A 15014-nucleotide genomic window follows, 5' to 3' on the forward strand; every position below is an offset into this window, starting at 1 on the left:
GCGCTGGGCCGCTCCCGAGCCGGCCGGCATCCCCTCGGGGGATCGGTCGATGTATTCATCGAACGAGGGGCAGACATGACGCAACGTGTAGAAGCAGTCAACGACTTCGTCGTCAAGTTCGCCAACGTCAACGGCTCGGGTTCGGCCTCGGCCAACGAGCTGTTCGCGAAGGCGATCTTGCGCATGGGCGTGCCCGTGAGCCCGCGCAACATCTTTCCGAGCAACATCCAGGGCTTGCCGACCTGGTACGAGGTGCGCGTCAGTGAGGCGGGCTGGTTAGGCCGGCGCGGTGGTGTCGATTTGATGGTCGCGATGAACCCGCAGACCTGGGCGCAGGACGTGGCCGAGGTCGAGCCGGGGGGCTACCTTTTCTACGACAGCACGCGGCCCTTGCCCCAGAGCGCCTTTCGCAAGGACATCACCGTGATCGGCATGCCGGTCACGGCGATCTGCAACGCGACCTACGAAGACTCGCGCCAGCGCCAGCTGTTCAAGAACATCATGGTGCTCGGCGCCTTGTCGGCGTTGATGGACATCGATGCGTCGGTGATCGAGAAGCTGTTCTCCGAGCAATACCGGGGCAAGGAGAAGCTGCTGGAGTCGAATGTGCGCGCGCTGCACGCCGGCCGCGAATTCGCGCGTGACCACCTGAGCCCGCCACGCGGGCCCGGGCTGGGCTTGCGCGTGCGGCGAGCCGAAGCCGTGGGCGATCGCATCTTCGTCGACGGCAACAGCGCCGCGGCGCTGGGCTGCGTGTACGGCGGTGCCACGGTCTGCGCCTGGTATCCGATCACGCCGTCGTCGTCGGTGGCCGAGGCCTTTCAGAAATACTGCGAGAAGTTCCGCGTCGACCCCGAGACCGGCGAGCACCGCTATGCTATCGTGCAGGCCGAAGACGAGATCGCGTCGATCGGCATGGTCACCGGCGCGGGCTGGAACGGCGCACGCGCCTTCACGGCCACCTCGGGCCCCGGCGTATCGCTGATGACCGAGTTCATCGGCCTGGCGTACTTCGCCGAGATCCCGGTCACGATCATCAACGTGCAGCGCGGCGGCCCGTCGACCGGCATGCCCACGCGCACGCAGCAGGCCGACATCCTGGCCTGCGCCTACGCCTCGCACGGCGACACCAAGCATGTGCTGCTGTTGCCGCAGGATCCGGCCGAATGCTTCGAGTTCGCCGCCACGTCGCTCGACCTGGCCGACCGGCTGCAGACCCCGGTCTTCCTGATGACCGACCTGGACATCGGCATGAACCAGCGTCTGGCCCAGCCTTTGGCCTGGAGCGACGAGCGCCGCTACGACCGCGGCAAGGTGATGACCGCCGACGAGCTGGAAGCCGGCAAGGAATTCGCCCGCTACAAGGACGTGGACGGCGACGGCATCCCGTGGCGAACGCTGCCGGGCACGCACCCGTCGAAGGGGGCCTACTTCACCCGCGGCACCACGCGCGACCCGTACGCCCGCTACTCGGAGGCCGGTGCAGACTACGTCTACAACGTGCAGCGCTTGCTGAAGAAGTTCGCCACCGCGGCAACGCTGGTGCCGGCGCCGGTGCTGCGGGCGGCCGCACAGAAGACCCGCCTGGGCGTGCTGTACTTCGGCTCCACCACGCCGGCGATGGACGAAGCGCTGCACACGCTGGCCGGCCAGCACATCCACCTCGATGCGATGCGCCTGCGCGCGTTCCCGTTCCCGGCCAGCGTGGCCGAGTTCATCGCCGCGCACGAACAGGTCTTCGTCGTCGAGCAGAACCGCGACGGCCAGATGCGGCGCCTGCTGGTCGACGAGCTCGAGATCGACCCCAAGCGACTGCCGCCGGTGCTGCACTACGACGGCACGCCGATCACCGCGCGCTTCATCACCCAGGCGATCACCGAGCGGGTGCTGAAGCTGGCGGTGGAGCCGAAGAGGGAGCAGGCATGAGCCTCGCACGATCGCCCGAAAGGGCTCATTCCCGCTCGGCGGGGCCGGCCTCAGGCCGAAGGGTGCACCCATGACCTATCTGGCGAAACCGCAGCTCCACCACCCCTCGCTGGAGCGCAATGCCGTGGGCTACACGCGGCGCGACTACGAGGGCAAGGTCTCGACGCTCTGCGCCGGCTGTGGCCACGACTCGGTCTCGGCCGCGATCGTGCAGGCCGCGTGGGAGCTCGACATTGCGCCGCACCGTGTCGCCAAGCTGTCGGGCATCGGCTGTTCGAGCAAGACGCCCGACTACTTTCTCGGCGCGAGCCACGGCTTCAACACCGTGCACGGCCGCATGCCCAGCGTGCTGACCGGCGCCAACCTCGCCAACCGCGGGTTGTTGTACCTCGGCGTGTCGGGCGACGGCGATTCGGCGTCGATCGGCCTCGGCCAGTTCGCCCACTCGATGCGGCGCGGCGTGCGCATGGTCTACATCGTCGAGAACAACGGCGTCTACGGCCTGACCAAGGGCCAGTTCTCGGCCACCGCCGACCGGGGCTCGACCTCGAAGAAGGGGGTGCCGAACCCCGATGCGCCGGTCGACATGGTGGCGATGGCGCTGCAACTGGGGGCCACCTACGTGGCGCGCAGCTTCTCGGGCGACAAGGCGCAGATGGTGCCGCTGATCAAAGGCGCGATCGCGCACGGCGGCGCCGCCTTCATCGACATCATCAGCCCCTGCGTGACCTTCAACAACCACGCCGGCAGCACCCGCAGCTACGACTACGTGCGCGAGCACAACGAGGCGGTGAGCCGCATCGACTTCTACGACCCCGCCCCCGAGCGCATTGCCGAGCCCGCGCCGGGTGAATCGATCGACCTGCCGCAGCCCGATGGCAGCACGATGCGGCTGCGCAAGCTGCACGCGGGCTACGACCCGACCGACCGGGTGCGGGCGATGGAATACCTGATGGCGCAACAGGCCAAGGGCGAGATCGTCTCGGGGCTGCTGTACGTGGACCCGGATGCGAGCGACCTGCACCACGCCCTGAAGACCGCGGCACGGCCGCTCAATGCGCTGGCCGAGCCCGAGCTGTGCCCGGGGGCCGCGGTGCTGGCCAAGCTGAACGCCGGGTTGCGCTGAACCTGGGCGTCAGGGTTTCGCCAGGCGCGTGATCTGCACGCTGACGATCTTCCACGCGCCGTTCTGCCGGGTGTAGATGTCGATGTAGCGGTAGTGGCTGGTGAACGGCTTGCCGTCCCAGCTGCCGGTCATGTGGGTGCGGCCGCTGAGCAGGGCGGTGTCGCCGTACTGGCGGACTTCGAAATCCTCGACGGTGTACGGGTCGATCTTGAGCTTGGGCGACATCAGGCCATCGACGAACGAGGCCTTGGTCTCGATGTCGGCATCGCCATCGATCTGGCGAAAGTCATCGGCCATGTTGGCCTCGATCGCGGCGCGGTCCTTGCGCACGATCGCTGCGTCCCATTCATTCGATTGCCGGGTCAGGTGGGCCAGGTCGGCAGCGTTCGGCGCGGCGGCCAGGGCGGGCTCAGCGAGCGTCAACGCCAGGGCGCCGAGCAAGGTGGCGGCCAGGTTTGCCAGCGCGGGGCGGCGGGGCAGGTGGGTCATGCGTTGGCGACGGGATGGATGGTCAGTGAAGCATCAAGGTTCGGGGATCGTCGTCGACTGGCCCGACACGCACAGCCAGTGACCGTCGCGCCGCACGAACACGTGGCTGAAGCGGGCGCTGTAGGTGATGACGCCGGTCGGCGCGCGGGCCACCAGGCGGCCGATGAACACCGCCGTCTCGCCCAGGTCCAGCACGCGGATCTCGTCGGTGCTGAACTTCTGCGCCGAGCCGCCCTTGGCAAAGACCTGGAACAACTGGCTGCGGTCGATCACCTGGCCGCTGCCGTCCACCGCGACGAACTCGGGCGCGTAGATGCGGCCCAGTGTGGCGAAATCCTGAATGCGGATCGCCTCCTGGCGCTGGTCTTCGACGGCGCGCAATTCCTCTTCAGTGGTGGCCGCCGCGGCCAGCGCCGGCAGGCAGGCCATGCATGCGGCCAGCAGCGGCCGGGCGAATCGGCGGGGCAACGAGGCGAGCGAGAGTCCGGCGGTCATGGCAGCACCCGGCAGCGGTGGGAGTTGCGCACTATAGGCGCTGCAGTGGGCCCGCGTGGGCGCTGCGCCGGGCCTGCCGGGCCTGTGTTCAGCCGTGTTTGTCCAGCAGGCGCAGGTTGCGAAAGAACGCGGCGTGCTTCACCCGGTGCGCGCCGTTCGCGGCTCAGGCGTCAGGCAAACGCCTTGGCATTGTTGGCGGGGTCGCCCAACAGGTCGTCCAAGGTCGCCACGAACTCGGGCGGGATCTCGGCCATGCCCGGCCGCTTGTCGCCCAGCCAGGCGGTGAGCCGGGGCTCGACGATCTCGATCGGCTCGTCCACATAGCTGCCTTCGGCGTGTTCACAGGCCCTGGCGGCGTTCTTGAACTTGAACTGTTCGAGCCATTTGCCGCCGCCGGCAGGCGGGTACTTTTCGAACGCCCGAAACTTGTAGCCCAGCCAGTACGAGCGCAGGCCCTTGGGCTCTGCGCGCACCTCGAACACGTAGATGAAATTGCCCAGCGCGGCGTTCGTGGCTTCGGGCTCGCTGGACGTGTACGAGTATGGGGCCTTCCTGACCTGTTTCATGACCTTCGAAAGAGGTCCGAGGTCGCCGACGATGTGTTTCACTGCGAATGCGGTCATGGGGCGGGCAACCTTGTAGGTGACTGACGTGGAAAGGCAAGGGCCATGGTACGTCTTGTGTCGCCTGACGCCCCACGCGTGGGGCAGATCGCTCAGCTGTGCACCGGGTCGTGCACCTGCCCATGCAGCTGCTTGCGCTCGGCGGTGTAGGCCCACCAGGGCTTGGGGGCGGCGCCGTTCATGAAGTCGACGATCGCCATGAAGGTGTCGAGCACGCAGGGGTCTTGCCGGTGGCCGGTGGCGCGCTCGAGCCGGCGGTACAGCGCAAAAGCGTCTTGCCCGCGCAGGTCGGTGGGGTGGTGCAGGCCGAGCAGGCGCAGGTCGCCGGCCATCGCGGGGCCCACGTTGGGCAGCTGTTCCAGCGTCTGGCATTCGCCGGCCGAGGCGGCCTTGGGTGCCTTGATCTGCCGGACTGGTGACGACGTGCGGCTCACTGCGACATCCTTCGACGGTCAGGGGCTCAGAACAGCATGTGCTGGCGCACCAGCCCCACGGCGACGCCCTCGATCGCGAACTCGACGTCACCCGGGGCGATGATGATCGGCTCGAAGTCGGGGTTCTCGGGCAGCAGCTCGATCGTCTGCTTGGTGCGGTGCAGGCGCTTGACGGTGACCTCGTCATCGAGCCGGGCGACGACGATCTGGCCGTTGCGGGCTTCGGCCGTCTTCTGCACCGCGAGCAGGTCGCCGTCCATGATGCCGGCGTCGCGCATGCTCATGCCCTTGACCTTCAGCAGGTAGTCGGGCCGGCGCGGGAACAGGCTGGCTTCGAGCACATAGGTCTGGTCGATGTTTTCTTGCGCGAGGATGGGGTTGCCGGCGGCCACCCGGCCGACCAGCGGCAAGGTGAGTTGGGCCAGGCTCGGCAAGGGCAGCGAGAATTGCTTGCCGCGGGCCTCGTTCAGGGCCCGCAGCGTGCCGGACTGCAAGCGGATGCCGCGCGAGGTGCCCCCCACCAGCTCGATCACGCCCTTGCGCGCCAGCGCCTGCAAGTGCTCTTCGGCCGCGTTGGGTGAGCGAAAGCCCAGCTCGGCCGCGATCTCGGCGCGGGTGGGTGGGGCGCCCGTGCGCTCGATCGTGGTTTGCACCAGGTCGAGAATCTGCTGCTGGCGGGCGGTGAGCTTGGGGCTTTCGATCATGGCGGCTTGGCGCCAGACCGCCCTCGCGAGTGAAAACTAGCGCGAGAACGGTACGGCTGAGGTTGCATCCAGTATCTGTATTTTTATCCAGACATGCAAGAAATGCAAAACAAATCGGGACAAGCACCGTTGATCGTCATCCTCGCCACAGGCGGCACGATCGCCGGCTCGGGTGACGACGTCGGCTACGTGGCCGGCCAGGTCGGCGTGAAAGAGCTGGTGGCCGCGGTGCCGGCCCTGGCCGACCGGCCGCTCGAAGCCGAGCAGGTCGCCCAGGTCGACAGCAAGGACATGAGCCACGCGATCTGGCAGACGCTCGCGGCGCGCGTGGCGCACCACCTGGCGCGGCCCGAGGTGGCGGGCATCGTGATCACCCACGGCACCGACACGCTGGAAGAAACCGCCTACTTCCTGCACCGGGTGCTGTCACCCGCCAAGCCGGTGGTCTTCACCGCGGCGATGCGGCCCGTGACCTCGCTGCAATCCGATGGCCCGCAGAACCTGCTGGACGCCGTGACGCTGGCCGCCCACCCGGGTGCCAGTGGCGTGCTGGCGGCGCTGCATGGCCGCGTGCACGGGCCGGTGGATGTGCGCAAGGCCCTGCCGTTCGCGCTGGACGCGTTCAGCTCGGGCGAGGCAGGCCCGGTGGCGCTGATCCAGGAGGGGCAGGTTCGCCCGCTGCGGCCGTGGCCGGCGTGTCAGGCGCTGGGGCTGGACACGATCGCGTTCCAGGCATCGAGCTGGCCGCGGGTCGACATCGTCGTCAGCCACGCGGGGGTCGACGGCGTGGTGGTCGACGCGCTGGTGGCCGCCGGTGCGCGTGGCCTGGTGATCGAGGGCACCGGCAACGGCACGGTGCATGTGTCGCTGCTGGCTGCGGTCGAGCGGGCCCAGGCTGCGGGCTTGCCGGTGCTGCGCGGCACCCGGTGCGCGGGCGCCGCGGTGGTCGGGGCGCCGGCCGGCGCGCTGCCCTCGGCCGGCGAGCTGTCGCCGGCCAAGGCGCGCGTCGAGCTGCTGTTGCAGCTGCTCAGTTCTGCAGCTTGAACTTCTGCGGCTCGTAGGCCGAGCCGGCCAGGTCTGCGTCGTCGAAGGCGAAGACGAAGAACTGGTTCGGGTTGGCCAGGCCGCCCGGCGCCACCGCCAGAAAGTCGTTGTCGTTGGCGACGTACAGCGTGTGCTTGGTGACGCCATCGACCACCACGTCGTCGCCGAAGGCCATGCCTTCGAGCTTGGCGGGGATCTGCGCGTCGCCGATGCCGGCGGCGTTCAGCGCGGCGCGCAGGTCGACGAACAGCGTCTTCGCCGGCGCCTTGGCCAGCAACGCGGTCGCGCCTTCGAGGGCGCTCACGTCCTCGGCGCCGGCCAGGTCGACCTTCCAGACCTGCTTGACGACGGCGACCGAGTTGTCGCCCAGGCCCTTGCCGTCGCGCTCGAGCACCAGCAACTCGTGGCTGTTCAGCGCGAGGATCTCGCTCGAGTTGTAGGCCTTGTTCAGCGCCGGGATGAAGTTGTCGTAGGCGTACTGGCTCACCGCGCCGGTGGCGATGTCGATCTTGACGATGCGGTTGGCGCGGCCACCGTCACCGCCGTCCTGGATCAGCGGGCTTTGCACGAAGCCGAACAGGGTCTTGCCATCGGGCGAAATCGCCAGCCCTTCCATGCCCTTGTTGGCCACCCGGCCGCGGGTGTTGCCGCTGATCTCGGTTGCGCCCAGGGCCGACTTGGTGGCCACCGCGAAGGTCGACTCGGGCAGCGCGAACACGCGGGTGCGCTTGCCGGTCTCGCGGCTGAACTCGTAGACGTAGGGGCCGTATTCGTCCGACACGTAGACATGCTTGCCGTTGCGCGACACGCGGATGCCTTCGGGGTCCAGGCGCGCGTCCATCGGGCTCAGCGAGCCGGTGTCGCCGTCGAAGTTGTCCGAGCGGCCGCTGAAGTACCGCACGCCCTTGTGGTTGTTCGGCGGCACGGCCGGGCCGTAGACGAGGGCCTCGCGTGCATACAGCAGCGTGGTGCCGGTCAGCTGCGGCGTCAGCGTGAAGGGCAGGGCACCGTCGGCCACCGGCGACAAGGCCAGCGTCAGCGTGTCGAAGCGCGGCACCCAGTTGGTGGTGTTGTCGACGAAGTCGTTCCAGGTCGTGGCGTTCGGGCCGCGGTCGGGGATGGCGACGAAGGTGTTGCCGCCGGCCCAGGCCAGGCCAGATCCGAGGCCGCCCAGTAGGTTGGCGGGCACGCCGTTTTCCAGCGTGTGGGTCAGGCCCGACAGGTCGCTGCCATCACCGGGCAGGCTGCCCTTGGCGATCAGCGTGACGGCGGCATGAGCGGGTGCGAAAACGGCGGCGCAGGCCAGCGCCACGGCGCCGACGATGGTCTTGTTCAGCATGAAAAAAGCTCCTCGGGTCGATACAACCCGAGGAGCTTCGCGAAGGCGGGTGACGCTGTCGTGACCCGTGCATGACGGGCCGGTGACAGCGCTGAGGCCTTAGACCACCGTCAGCGTGACGTCGATGTTGCCGCGCGTGGCGTTCGAGTACGGGCACACCTTGTGGGCGGCGGCGACCAGCGCTTCAGCCGCGGCGCGCTCCATGCCCGGCACGGTGATGGCCATCGCCACCTGGATGCCGAAGCCGCCGGTGATCGGGCCGATGCCCACGTCGGCCGTGATCGACACGTTGGCCGGCAGGGCGATCTTCTGGCCCGCGGCAACCGCCTTCATCGCGCCGATGAAGCAGGCCGAATAACCGGCCGCAAACAGCTGCTCGGGGTTGGTGCCCGGGCCGCTGTCGCCGCCCAGTTCCTTCGGCGTGCTCAGGTTGAGCTCGAGCCGGCCGTCGTCGGACTTCGAGGTGCCGGCGCGGCCGCCGGTGGAGGTGGCGTGGGCGGTGTACAGAACCTTGTCGAGAGCCATGGTGTCTTCCTTGGGTTTGATGATGGTCGGGGGAGGGATCAGGTGCTCAGGCCGCGGCCTGGGCGATGTTGTCGCGCAGCGACTTCAAACGCTGCGTGAGCGAGGAAACTTCGTCGAGCTGGCAATCGGTGGCGCACAGCACGTGTTGCGGGATGGCCTGGGCGCGGGTCTTCAGCGCGCGGCCTTCGGCGGTGAGCTGGATCAGCACGCGTCGCTCGTCGGCCGCGTCGCGCAGCCGCTGCACCAAGCCCGCGGCTTCGAGGCGCTTGAGCAGCGGGGTCAGCGTGCCCGAGTCGAGCGTCAGCCGCTCGCCGATCGCGTTCACGGGTTGGCCGTCTTCCTCCCACAGCACCAGCATCACCAGGTACTGCGGGTAGGTCAGGCCCAGTGGCGCGAGCAGCGGCTTGTACAGCTTGGTCATCGCCAGCGAAGCCGAATACAAGGCGAAGCACAGCTGCATGTCCAGCGCCAGCCACGAGGCGGGGGTTGGGCTGGTTGTGCGGGGCTTGCGGCTGTTCGTCATGGCCGTAACTGTAGCGAGCAATTTAATTGCACACAATTTAAATGGTCTTTCGGCCATCGCCGGCGATGGCGGCGCGGCGCGATCTCAGGTTCGGGTGGGGCGGGGTGCCTGCTGGCGGCGCGGGCCGGCGTGGCCGCGCCGCGGCGTCAGTTCACGACCCTCAGCACGCGCTGGTCGTCTTCGCTCAGGTAACACTGAACGGTGACCTGGCCCAGGCTGCGGCCTTGCGAGTCGATGCGCGACAGCGTCACGGCATACAGGTGCGCGGCGACCGATTGTTTGGCGTACTGGATCACCTCGGTGCCTGCGGTTTGAACGCTGTCGATCTGGGCGCTGCCGCCCTGCGCGCTCATCGAGGCGATGACCCGTTGCCCGCAAACCTGGCCCGGCGAGCCGCCGCCACCCGCGGTGGGGACCGCGGCACCGGGCACACGCACCGTGGTGGCATCCGTGCCGCAGGGCTTCTGGCTGAAGGTGTTGCCGCAGCGGTAGAGCTGCTCGGCGCTGGCCAGGGCTGGCAGCACAAGCAGCAGCAGACTGGCGCGTTGAAATAACCGGTTCATTTCGATCCTCCCTCGATGTCGAGGGAGCATAGCGCCGGCGCCGTGCCTGTCGAATCCCCCCACGTGGGGGAGGCCCAGCAAAGCATGGAGGTCAGATGTCGAGTGTGTAGACCACCGCGGCCGCGCGCTCGGCTTGGCTGTGGCCTTCGAGGGCGTGGTCCCATTCGGGGGCTTCGGCGCCGCCGCCGGGCTTCAGGCGCTGGGTCATCACGGCGACCTCTTCCGAGCCGGCGTCGAACTCGGCGGCGAGCTCGCGCGCTTCGGTGAAGAGCTGCGCCACCGTGCTGCCGCCAGAGTCGATCAGCAGCAGGTAGCGCGCAGGCTTGCGGTGCGACGTGGCCGGGTGCTTGCCGTGGGCTTCGATGCCAAAGCTGTCCATGGGCTGATCATGCCACGCCAAGCCCGTGGCCGGGCCAGCGCACGATGCCCGCCTCATGCAGCGCGGCGATCTCGCCGTCGCGGTAGCCCAGCCCGCGCAGCAGCGCATTGGTGTGTTCGCCCAATGCGGGCGGGTCGCGCCTGACGGGCAGCCGTTCGCCATCGAGCGTCAGCGGCAGCAGCGCCGTGCGGGTGTTCACCGCCTCGCCGGCGCCGCTGCCATCGGCCGGGATCGTCATCGGCGCCAGCCCGCCGGTGGCCAGCAGGTGCGGGTCGTCGAACAGATCTTGCGGCTTGGTGATCGGCGCATAGGGCAGGCCGACGCGCTCGAAGCGCTGGCCGAGCTCGCCCGCGGAAAGATCGGCGAAGCGCTCGCGCAGCACCGGCAGCAGCCACTCGCGGGCCCGCACGCGGTCGTTGTTGCTGGTTAGCCGCGTGTCGGCCAGCAGGTCGTCGAAACCGAACTCGCGGCACATCAGCGCCCACTGGGTGTCGCTCACCGCGGCGAGGAAGATCTGCTCGCCGTCTCTCACGGTGAACACGTCGTACACGCCCCAGGCCGAGATGCGACTGGGCATCGGCGCCGCGGGCTGGCCGGTGACCGCGTACTGCAGCATGTGCTGCGCGACCAGGAACACGTTGTTCTCGAACAGCGCGCTTTGCACCTGCTGGCCGTGGCCGGTGCGTTCACGCTGCTGCAGCGCGGCCAGCACACCGATCGCGCCGAACATGCCGCCCATGATGTCGTTGACGCTGCTGCCGGCGCGCAGCGGCCGGCCTTCGGGGCCGGTCATGTAGGCCAGGCCGCCCATCATCTGCACCACCTCGTCGAGCGCGGTGCGGTGGTCGTAGGGGCCGGGCAGAAAGCCCTTGTGCGAGACATAGACGAGCCGTGGGTTCAGTGCCGACAACGCGGCGTAGCCGAAGCCCAGCTTGTCCATCGTGCCGGCCTTGAAGTTCTCGCTGAACACATCGGCGCCCGCGGCCAGCTTCAGCACGATTTCGCGGCCGCGCGCGTCTTTCACGTCGACCGCCAGGCTTTGCTTGTTGCGGTTGAACATGCCGAAGAAGCCGGCGCCCGAGCCGAGCAAGCGGCGTGTGTTGTCGCCCGCCAGCGGCTCGATCTTGACCACCTCGGCGCCCAGGTCGGCCAGGATCAGCCCGCAGGTCGGGCCCATCACCATGTGGGTGAACTCGACCACGCGGGTGCCGGCCAGCGGCAGGGTGGGGGCATCGCTCATTCGGTCTCTTTCTCGGCGGTGTTCAACAAGGTTTCGCGGGCCGGGCGGCGCCCATCGGCATAGGCAAAGCCCTTGGTCAGGCCGGCCTCGGGCGTCATGCCGTACAGCGCTTCGCCCGGCAGGCCCTGCAGCAAGGTGGCGCGCGCGGCGCCCAGGCGTTCGAGGTCGACGCCGGTGTCCACCCCCATCGCCTCGAACATGAACACCAGGTCTTCGGTCACGACGTTGCCCGACGCGCCGGGTGCATACGGGCAGCCGCCGAGGCCGCCCTGGGAGGCATCGAAGGTGCGTACACCGACATCGTAGGCCGCCAGGCAATTGGCCAGGCCGAGGCCGCGGGTGTTGTGCAGGTGGGCGGCACCGGCGTGCTCGCCCACGGCCGCGCGCAGGCGCTGGAACAGGCGCCGCACCTGCGCCGGGTTGGCCATGCCGGTGGTGTCGGACAAGCCCGCTTCGTCGACGCCCGCGTGCACCAGCGCCTCGGCCAGCCGCAGCACGTCGTCTTCGGCCACCGGGCCTTGCAGCGTGCAGCCGAAGGCGGTCGAGATGCCGGCTTCGACCACCACGCGCGGCGAACGCTCGCGGCACAGCGCCACGATGGCGCGCACCTCGTCGACCATCTGCTCGGGCGTCTTGCGCACATTGGCCAGCGAGTGCGCGGTGCTGGCCGATACCGGCACGGTCAGCTTGTGCACGCCGGCGGCCAGCGCGGCCTCGGCGCCGCGCAGGTTGGGCACCAGCGCCATCACCGTCAGCCCCGGGTGGCGCAGGGCATGGCGCACCACCTCGGCCACATCGGCCATCTGCGGCAGCAGCCGGGCGGGCACGAACGAGCCGATCTCGATCTCGCGCAGGCCAGCGCCGACCAGCGCGTCGACCCAGGCCAGCTTGGCGGCGGTGGGCATGGTGCGCGCCACGCTCTGCAGGCCGTCACGCGGGCCGACCTCGCTGATGAGGACGGACGGGCGGTCGGATGGGGGTGCGATTGACATCGTTTCAGTGTGTTCTGTAAGATAGAACATCGTTCTGTCAATTGAAATCATAAGCCCAGCCGACCATGCCGCGCAAGGCCGCCCAACCTGCTGCCGCCGATGAAGATGCCGCCCCCGGCGGCGCCGCCTCGGTCGACCGGGCGCTGAGCCTGCTGACGGCGTTTCACGCGGGCGATGCGGCCTTGTCGCTGGCCGAGCTGGCCGAGCGCACGCGGCTGTACAAAAGCACCGCGCTGAGGCTGTTGGCCTCGCTGGAGCATGCGCGGCTGCTGCAGCGCACGCCCGATGGCCGCTACGCGCTCGGCCCCGAGGTGGCGCGGCTGCAGTCGGTCTACGCGGCCTCGTTCTCGCTCGAAGCGCAGGTGCTGCCCGCGTTGCAGGCGCTGGTCGAGGCAACGCGGGAAAGCGCAGCCTTCCACGTGCGCCAGGGCGAGCAGCGGCTGTGCCTGTACCGGGTCGATTCGCCGCAGCTGCTGCGCGACCACATCCGCGCCGGCGACGTGCTGCCGCTCGACCGCGGCGCCGGTGGCCGGGTGCTGCTGGCGTTCGGGCCCGGCGGCGGCGCGCGCGGCAAGCTTTATGACCAGATCCGCCGCGACGGGGTCTATGCCGCCAGCGGCGACCGCGTGCCTGGCCTCACCGGCATCTCGGCACCGGTCTGGGGGTCGGCGGGCGAGCTGCTCGGCGCGCTGACGCTGACCCTGCCGGACACGCGCCTGAAGGCCACCTTCGCCGCCACCGTGCGGCGCGCCGCCGAGCGCCTGTCACAACGTTTAGGTGGGCTTGCCCGCGCTGATTGACAGGTTTTCGCTTCAGGCGTAAACCTGTCGCACCGCGCCCACCTCTTGTGTGTCTTCGGGCGGGTGAGGAGGCCGTATGCGTAGACGCCTGTATGTGGTGTTACCTGACGTGGCCAGTGCACGCCAGACCGCCAACGATCTGTTGCTGGCCCGCATCGAGGACCGGCACATGCACTTCCTGAGCCGGCGCGACATGTCGCTCGGCGAGCTGCGCGAGGCCAGCTTCTTGCAGAAGTCGGATGTGCGGCATGCCTTCTTCCTGGGCGCCGGCCTGGGCGTGCTGGGCGGCGCCACCCTCGGCGTCATCCTGAAGATGACCGACCTGGGCGGGGGCTACAACTTCGACGTGGGCACGCTGATCATCTGCACGATCGCCGGCCTGTTGCTCGGTGCCTGGGCGTCCACGCTGATCGGGGTGTCGACCCCCAGCGTGGCGCTGAAGCCGTTCGAAGAAGAGCTCGAAGCCGGCAAGATCCTGCTGATGGTCGACGTGCCGCACTCGCGCGTCGAAGAGATCCAGGCGCTGCTCGAGAACCGCCACCCCGAGGCCCAGCGCAAAGGCATCGACCTCACGATGCCAGCCTTCCCCTGAAGACACCGGCGCCCGCTTCGGCGGGCGCTGTCGTTTTGGAGGCTGCCTTCGGCCCGCGCGGGATGCGCGGGTGCGAGCGCGCCTGACCCCGGCTACCTGTGGCGCCCACGCCCGCCGAGGGGCACGCCTGCCGCGGCCGTGTAGGACTGCGGCTACAGCGCGCGGCGAATGCGTCCGGTAGTCGCGGCGCTCGCTCGTCTCCATGCTGTGCACCAGCCCTTGTCCAGGCCCTTGGAGGGACCGGGCAAGGCGTTGATCACATCCATGGAGAAGGCGATGAAAAGCTCCCTGAAGACCGCGGTGGTGTTGTCGGCCGCCGCCATCCTGGCCGGCCACGCGGTGGCCGAGGTCACGTTCTACCAACACGAGTCGTTCGGCGGGCGCGCCTTCACGACCTACAGCCCGATCAACAACCTGGCCCGTTATGGCCTGAACGACCGTGCGTCGTCGGTCATCGTCGACCGGCAGCGCTACGAGGTCTGCGAAGACGCCTCGTTCCGCGGCCACTGCGTGATCCTGCGGCCCGGCAGCTACCCCTCGCTCGCGGCGATGGGCCTGAACAACCAGGTCAGCTCGGTGCGCCTGATCGCATCGAACGTGCGCGTTGACGACCGCCGCTATGCGCCGCCGCCGGTGATGGTGGTCGACTACCGCCGCCGCGGCGGTGAAAAGCTGTTCGAGGCCAACGTGGTGGCCGTGCGGGCCGTGGTCGGCCCGCCGGAGCAGCGCTGCTGGATCGAGCGCGAGCGTGTGCCCGACGGGCCCAACGTGGGCGGTGCGGTGGTCGGCGCGGTGCTCGGCGGCATCCTCGGTCACCAGATCGGCGCCGGCAGTGGGCGCGACCTGGCCACCGCCGGCGGCGCCGTGGCCGGCGCGGTGATCGGTGCCAACGTCGACGACGGCCGGCCCAACACCACGCGGGTGCAGCGCTGCGCCACCGTGCGCGGTGACGAGCGGCCCGACTACTGGGACGTGATCTACACCTTCCGTGGCACCGAGCACCACGTGCAGATGGAGCGCCCGCCGGGCCGCACGGTGACCGTCAACCAATACGGCGAGCCGCGCGCCAACGGGTAGGGCCTGTTATTGCGTAAATCGCGGCCGCGTGGCCGTTCGGAGCGGGCTCAATCTAGGCGCGAGGCTGCCGACGTGGTCGATCCCACGTCGGTGGCCTCGTAACAACGAGTGCGCCCGCTCTGGACGGTCACCCGAAGGGCCGG

General features: G+C 69.1%; 18 protein-coding genes. 6 read left to right on the forward strand and 12 right to left on the reverse strand.

What is annotated here, in order from left to right; all coding sequences use genetic code 11:
- Window positions 1-75 precede the first annotated feature (75 nt).
- Complete coding sequence (locus ACE3SG_RS14095; protein WP_374565884.1) at window positions 76-1926, forward strand: 2-oxoacid:acceptor oxidoreductase subunit alpha; 1851 nt, start codon at window positions 76-78, stop codon at window positions 1924-1926.
- Between the two features lie 70 nt (window positions 1927-1996).
- A complete protein-coding gene (locus ACE3SG_RS14100) occupies window positions 1997-3052 on the forward strand; it encodes a 2-oxoacid:ferredoxin oxidoreductase subunit beta (protein WP_374565886.1) in 1056 nt (351 codons plus the stop codon).
- Window positions 3053-3061: 9 nt separating this feature from the next.
- On the opposite strand, the gene ACE3SG_RS14105 is transcribed toward ACE3SG_RS14100, so the two are convergent.
- From ACE3SG_RS14105 to lexA, 5 genes are all read right to left on the reverse strand, one after another.
- The gene (locus ACE3SG_RS14105; RefSeq protein WP_374565887.1) at window positions 3062-3541 is read right to left on the reverse strand and encodes a nuclear transport factor 2 family protein; all 480 of its coding nucleotides are present in this window, start codon (window positions 3539-3541) and stop codon (window positions 3062-3064) included.
- A gap of 33 nt (window positions 3542-3574) precedes the next feature.
- Window positions 3575-4036: a nuclear transport factor 2 family protein gene (locus ACE3SG_RS14110; protein WP_374565889.1), complete on the reverse strand. Its 462-nt coding sequence runs from the start codon at window positions 4034-4036 to the stop codon at window positions 3575-3577.
- A 170-nt stretch (window positions 4037-4206) separates the two neighbouring features.
- Complete coding sequence (locus ACE3SG_RS14115; protein ID WP_374565891.1) at window positions 4207-4659, reverse strand: hypothetical protein; 453 nt, start codon at window positions 4657-4659, stop codon at window positions 4207-4209.
- Between the two features lie 92 nt (window positions 4660-4751).
- Window positions 4752-5093, reverse strand: coding sequence for a helix-hairpin-helix domain-containing protein (locus ACE3SG_RS14120; protein WP_374565892.1), 342 nt, complete (start codon window positions 5091-5093; stop codon window positions 4752-4754).
- 26 nt (window positions 5094-5119) lie between these two features.
- Window positions 5120-5797 (reverse strand): transcriptional repressor LexA, encoded by a 678-nt coding sequence (gene lexA / locus ACE3SG_RS14125; RefSeq protein WP_374565894.1) that lies wholly within the window; start codon window positions 5795-5797, stop codon window positions 5120-5122.
- Between the two features lie 102 nt (window positions 5798-5899).
- Between lexA and ACE3SG_RS14130 the strand changes: the two genes are divergently transcribed.
- Window positions 5900-6841, forward strand: coding sequence for an asparaginase (locus tag ACE3SG_RS14130; RefSeq protein ID WP_374565895.1), 942 nt, complete (start codon window positions 5900-5902; stop codon window positions 6839-6841).
- On the opposite strand, the gene ACE3SG_RS14135 is transcribed toward ACE3SG_RS14130, so the two are convergent.
- From ACE3SG_RS14135 to ACE3SG_RS14165, 7 genes are all read right to left on the reverse strand, one after another.
- Window positions 6825-8180, reverse strand: coding sequence for an esterase-like activity of phytase family protein (locus tag ACE3SG_RS14135; RefSeq protein WP_374565896.1), 1356 nt, complete (start codon window positions 8178-8180; stop codon window positions 6825-6827). The genes ACE3SG_RS14130 and ACE3SG_RS14135 overlap by 17 nt on opposite strands.
- Window positions 8181-8279: 99 nt before the next feature.
- Window positions 8280-8705 (reverse strand): organic hydroperoxide resistance protein, encoded by a 426-nt coding sequence (locus ACE3SG_RS14140; protein WP_374565898.1) that lies wholly within the window; start codon window positions 8703-8705, stop codon window positions 8280-8282.
- Window positions 8706-8751: 46 nt separating this feature from the next.
- Window positions 8752-9228 carry a MarR family winged helix-turn-helix transcriptional regulator gene (locus ACE3SG_RS14145; RefSeq protein ID WP_374565899.1) on the reverse strand — a complete coding sequence of 159 codons (477 nt, stop codon included), beginning with the start codon at window positions 9226-9228 and terminating at the stop codon, window positions 8752-8754.
- A 146-nt stretch (window positions 9229-9374) separates the two neighbouring features.
- The gene (locus tag ACE3SG_RS14150) at window positions 9375-9791 is read right to left on the reverse strand and encodes a hypothetical protein (protein WP_374565901.1); all 417 of its coding nucleotides are present in this window, start codon (window positions 9789-9791) and stop codon (window positions 9375-9377) included.
- A 91-nt stretch (window positions 9792-9882) separates the two neighbouring features.
- Window positions 9883-10170, reverse strand: coding sequence for a hypothetical protein (locus ACE3SG_RS14155; protein WP_374565903.1), 288 nt, complete (start codon window positions 10168-10170; stop codon window positions 9883-9885).
- Between the two features lie 7 nt (window positions 10171-10177).
- Window positions 10178-11410 (reverse strand): CaiB/BaiF CoA transferase family protein, encoded by a 1233-nt coding sequence (locus tag ACE3SG_RS14160; protein ID WP_374565905.1) that lies wholly within the window; start codon window positions 11408-11410, stop codon window positions 10178-10180.
- A complete protein-coding gene (locus ACE3SG_RS14165) occupies window positions 11407-12402 on the reverse strand; it encodes a hydroxymethylglutaryl-CoA lyase (RefSeq protein ID WP_374565907.1) in 996 nt (331 codons plus the stop codon). Before ACE3SG_RS14165 ends, ACE3SG_RS14160 begins: the two co-directional genes overlap by 4 nt.
- A gap of 65 nt (window positions 12403-12467) precedes the next feature.
- Here ACE3SG_RS14165 and ACE3SG_RS14170 point away from each other — a divergent pair, with 65 nt between their 5' ends.
- The 3 genes from ACE3SG_RS14170 (at window position 12468) to ACE3SG_RS14180 (ending at window position 14871) form a co-directional block, all read left to right on the forward strand.
- The gene (locus ACE3SG_RS14170) at window positions 12468-13202 is read left to right on the forward strand and encodes an IclR family transcriptional regulator (protein ID WP_374565908.1); all 735 of its coding nucleotides are present in this window, start codon (window positions 12468-12470) and stop codon (window positions 13200-13202) included.
- Between the two features lie 76 nt (window positions 13203-13278).
- A complete protein-coding gene (locus ACE3SG_RS14175) occupies window positions 13279-13794 on the forward strand; it encodes a DUF1269 domain-containing protein (RefSeq protein ID WP_374565910.1) in 516 nt (171 codons plus the stop codon).
- A 276-nt stretch (window positions 13795-14070) separates the two neighbouring features.
- Window positions 14071-14871 carry a beta/gamma crystallin-related protein gene (locus ACE3SG_RS14180; RefSeq protein WP_374565912.1) on the forward strand — a complete coding sequence of 267 codons (801 nt, stop codon included), beginning with the start codon at window positions 14071-14073 and terminating at the stop codon, window positions 14869-14871.
- Window positions 14872-15014: the final 143 nt, after the last annotated feature.

The organism is Ideonella sp. (assembly GCF_041914305.1).
In the GTDB taxonomy this organism is placed as follows: Bacteria; Pseudomonadota; Gammaproteobacteria; order Burkholderiales; family Burkholderiaceae_C; genus Ideonella.

What these genes read in the sequence shown, in the direction of transcription:
- ACE3SG_RS14105 (WP_374565887.1), bottom strand. Translation starts at nt 3,541, where the DNA reads ATGACCCACCTGCCCCGCCGCCCCGCGCTGGCAAACCTGGCCGCCACC.
- ACE3SG_RS14130 (WP_374565895.1), top strand. Translation starts at nt 5,900, where the DNA reads ATGCAAAACAAATCGGGACAAGCACCGTTGATCGTCATCCTCGCCACA.
- ACE3SG_RS14140 (WP_374565898.1), bottom strand. Translation starts at nt 8,705, where the DNA reads ATGGCTCTCGACAAGGTTCTGTACACCGCCCACGCCACCTCCACCGGC.
- ACE3SG_RS14180 (WP_374565912.1), top strand. Translation starts at nt 14,071, where the DNA reads ATGAAAAGCTCCCTGAAGACCGCGGTGGTGTTGTCGGCCGCCGCCATC.
- ACE3SG_RS14150 (WP_374565901.1), bottom strand. Translation starts at nt 9,791, where the DNA reads ATGAACCGGTTATTTCAACGCGCCAGTCTGCTGCTGCTTGTGCTGCCA.
- ACE3SG_RS14145 (WP_374565899.1), bottom strand. Translation starts at nt 9,228, where the DNA reads ATGACGAACAGCCGCAAGCCCCGCACAACCAGCCCAACCCCCGCCTCG.
- ACE3SG_RS14165 (WP_374565907.1), bottom strand. Translation starts at nt 12,402, where the DNA reads ATGTCAATCGCACCCCCATCCGACCGCCCGTCCGTCCTCATCAGCGAG.
- ACE3SG_RS14135 (WP_374565896.1), bottom strand. Translation starts at nt 8,180, where the DNA reads ATGCTGAACAAGACCATCGTCGGCGCCGTGGCGCTGGCCTGCGCCGCC.
- ACE3SG_RS14100 (WP_374565886.1), top strand. Translation starts at nt 1,997, where the DNA reads ATGACCTATCTGGCGAAACCGCAGCTCCACCACCCCTCGCTGGAGCGC.
- lexA (WP_374565894.1), bottom strand. Translation starts at nt 5,797, where the DNA reads ATGATCGAAAGCCCCAAGCTCACCGCCCGCCAGCAGCAGATTCTCGAC.
- ACE3SG_RS14095 (WP_374565884.1), top strand. Translation starts at nt 76, where the DNA reads ATGACGCAACGTGTAGAAGCAGTCAACGACTTCGTCGTCAAGTTCGCC.
- ACE3SG_RS14155 (WP_374565903.1), bottom strand. Translation starts at nt 10,170, where the DNA reads ATGGACAGCTTTGGCATCGAAGCCCACGGCAAGCACCCGGCCACGTCG.
- ACE3SG_RS14110 (WP_374565889.1), bottom strand. Translation starts at nt 4,036, where the DNA reads ATGACCGCCGGACTCTCGCTCGCCTCGTTGCCCCGCCGATTCGCCCGG.
- ACE3SG_RS14175 (WP_374565910.1), top strand. Translation starts at nt 13,279, where the DNA reads ATGCGTAGACGCCTGTATGTGGTGTTACCTGACGTGGCCAGTGCACGC.
- ACE3SG_RS14115 (WP_374565891.1), bottom strand. Translation starts at nt 4,659, where the DNA reads ATGACCGCATTCGCAGTGAAACACATCGTCGGCGACCTCGGACCTCTT.
- ACE3SG_RS14160 (WP_374565905.1), bottom strand. Translation starts at nt 11,410, where the DNA reads ATGAGCGATGCCCCCACCCTGCCGCTGGCCGGCACCCGCGTGGTCGAG.
- ACE3SG_RS14170 (WP_374565908.1), top strand. Translation starts at nt 12,468, where the DNA reads ATGCCGCGCAAGGCCGCCCAACCTGCTGCCGCCGATGAAGATGCCGCC.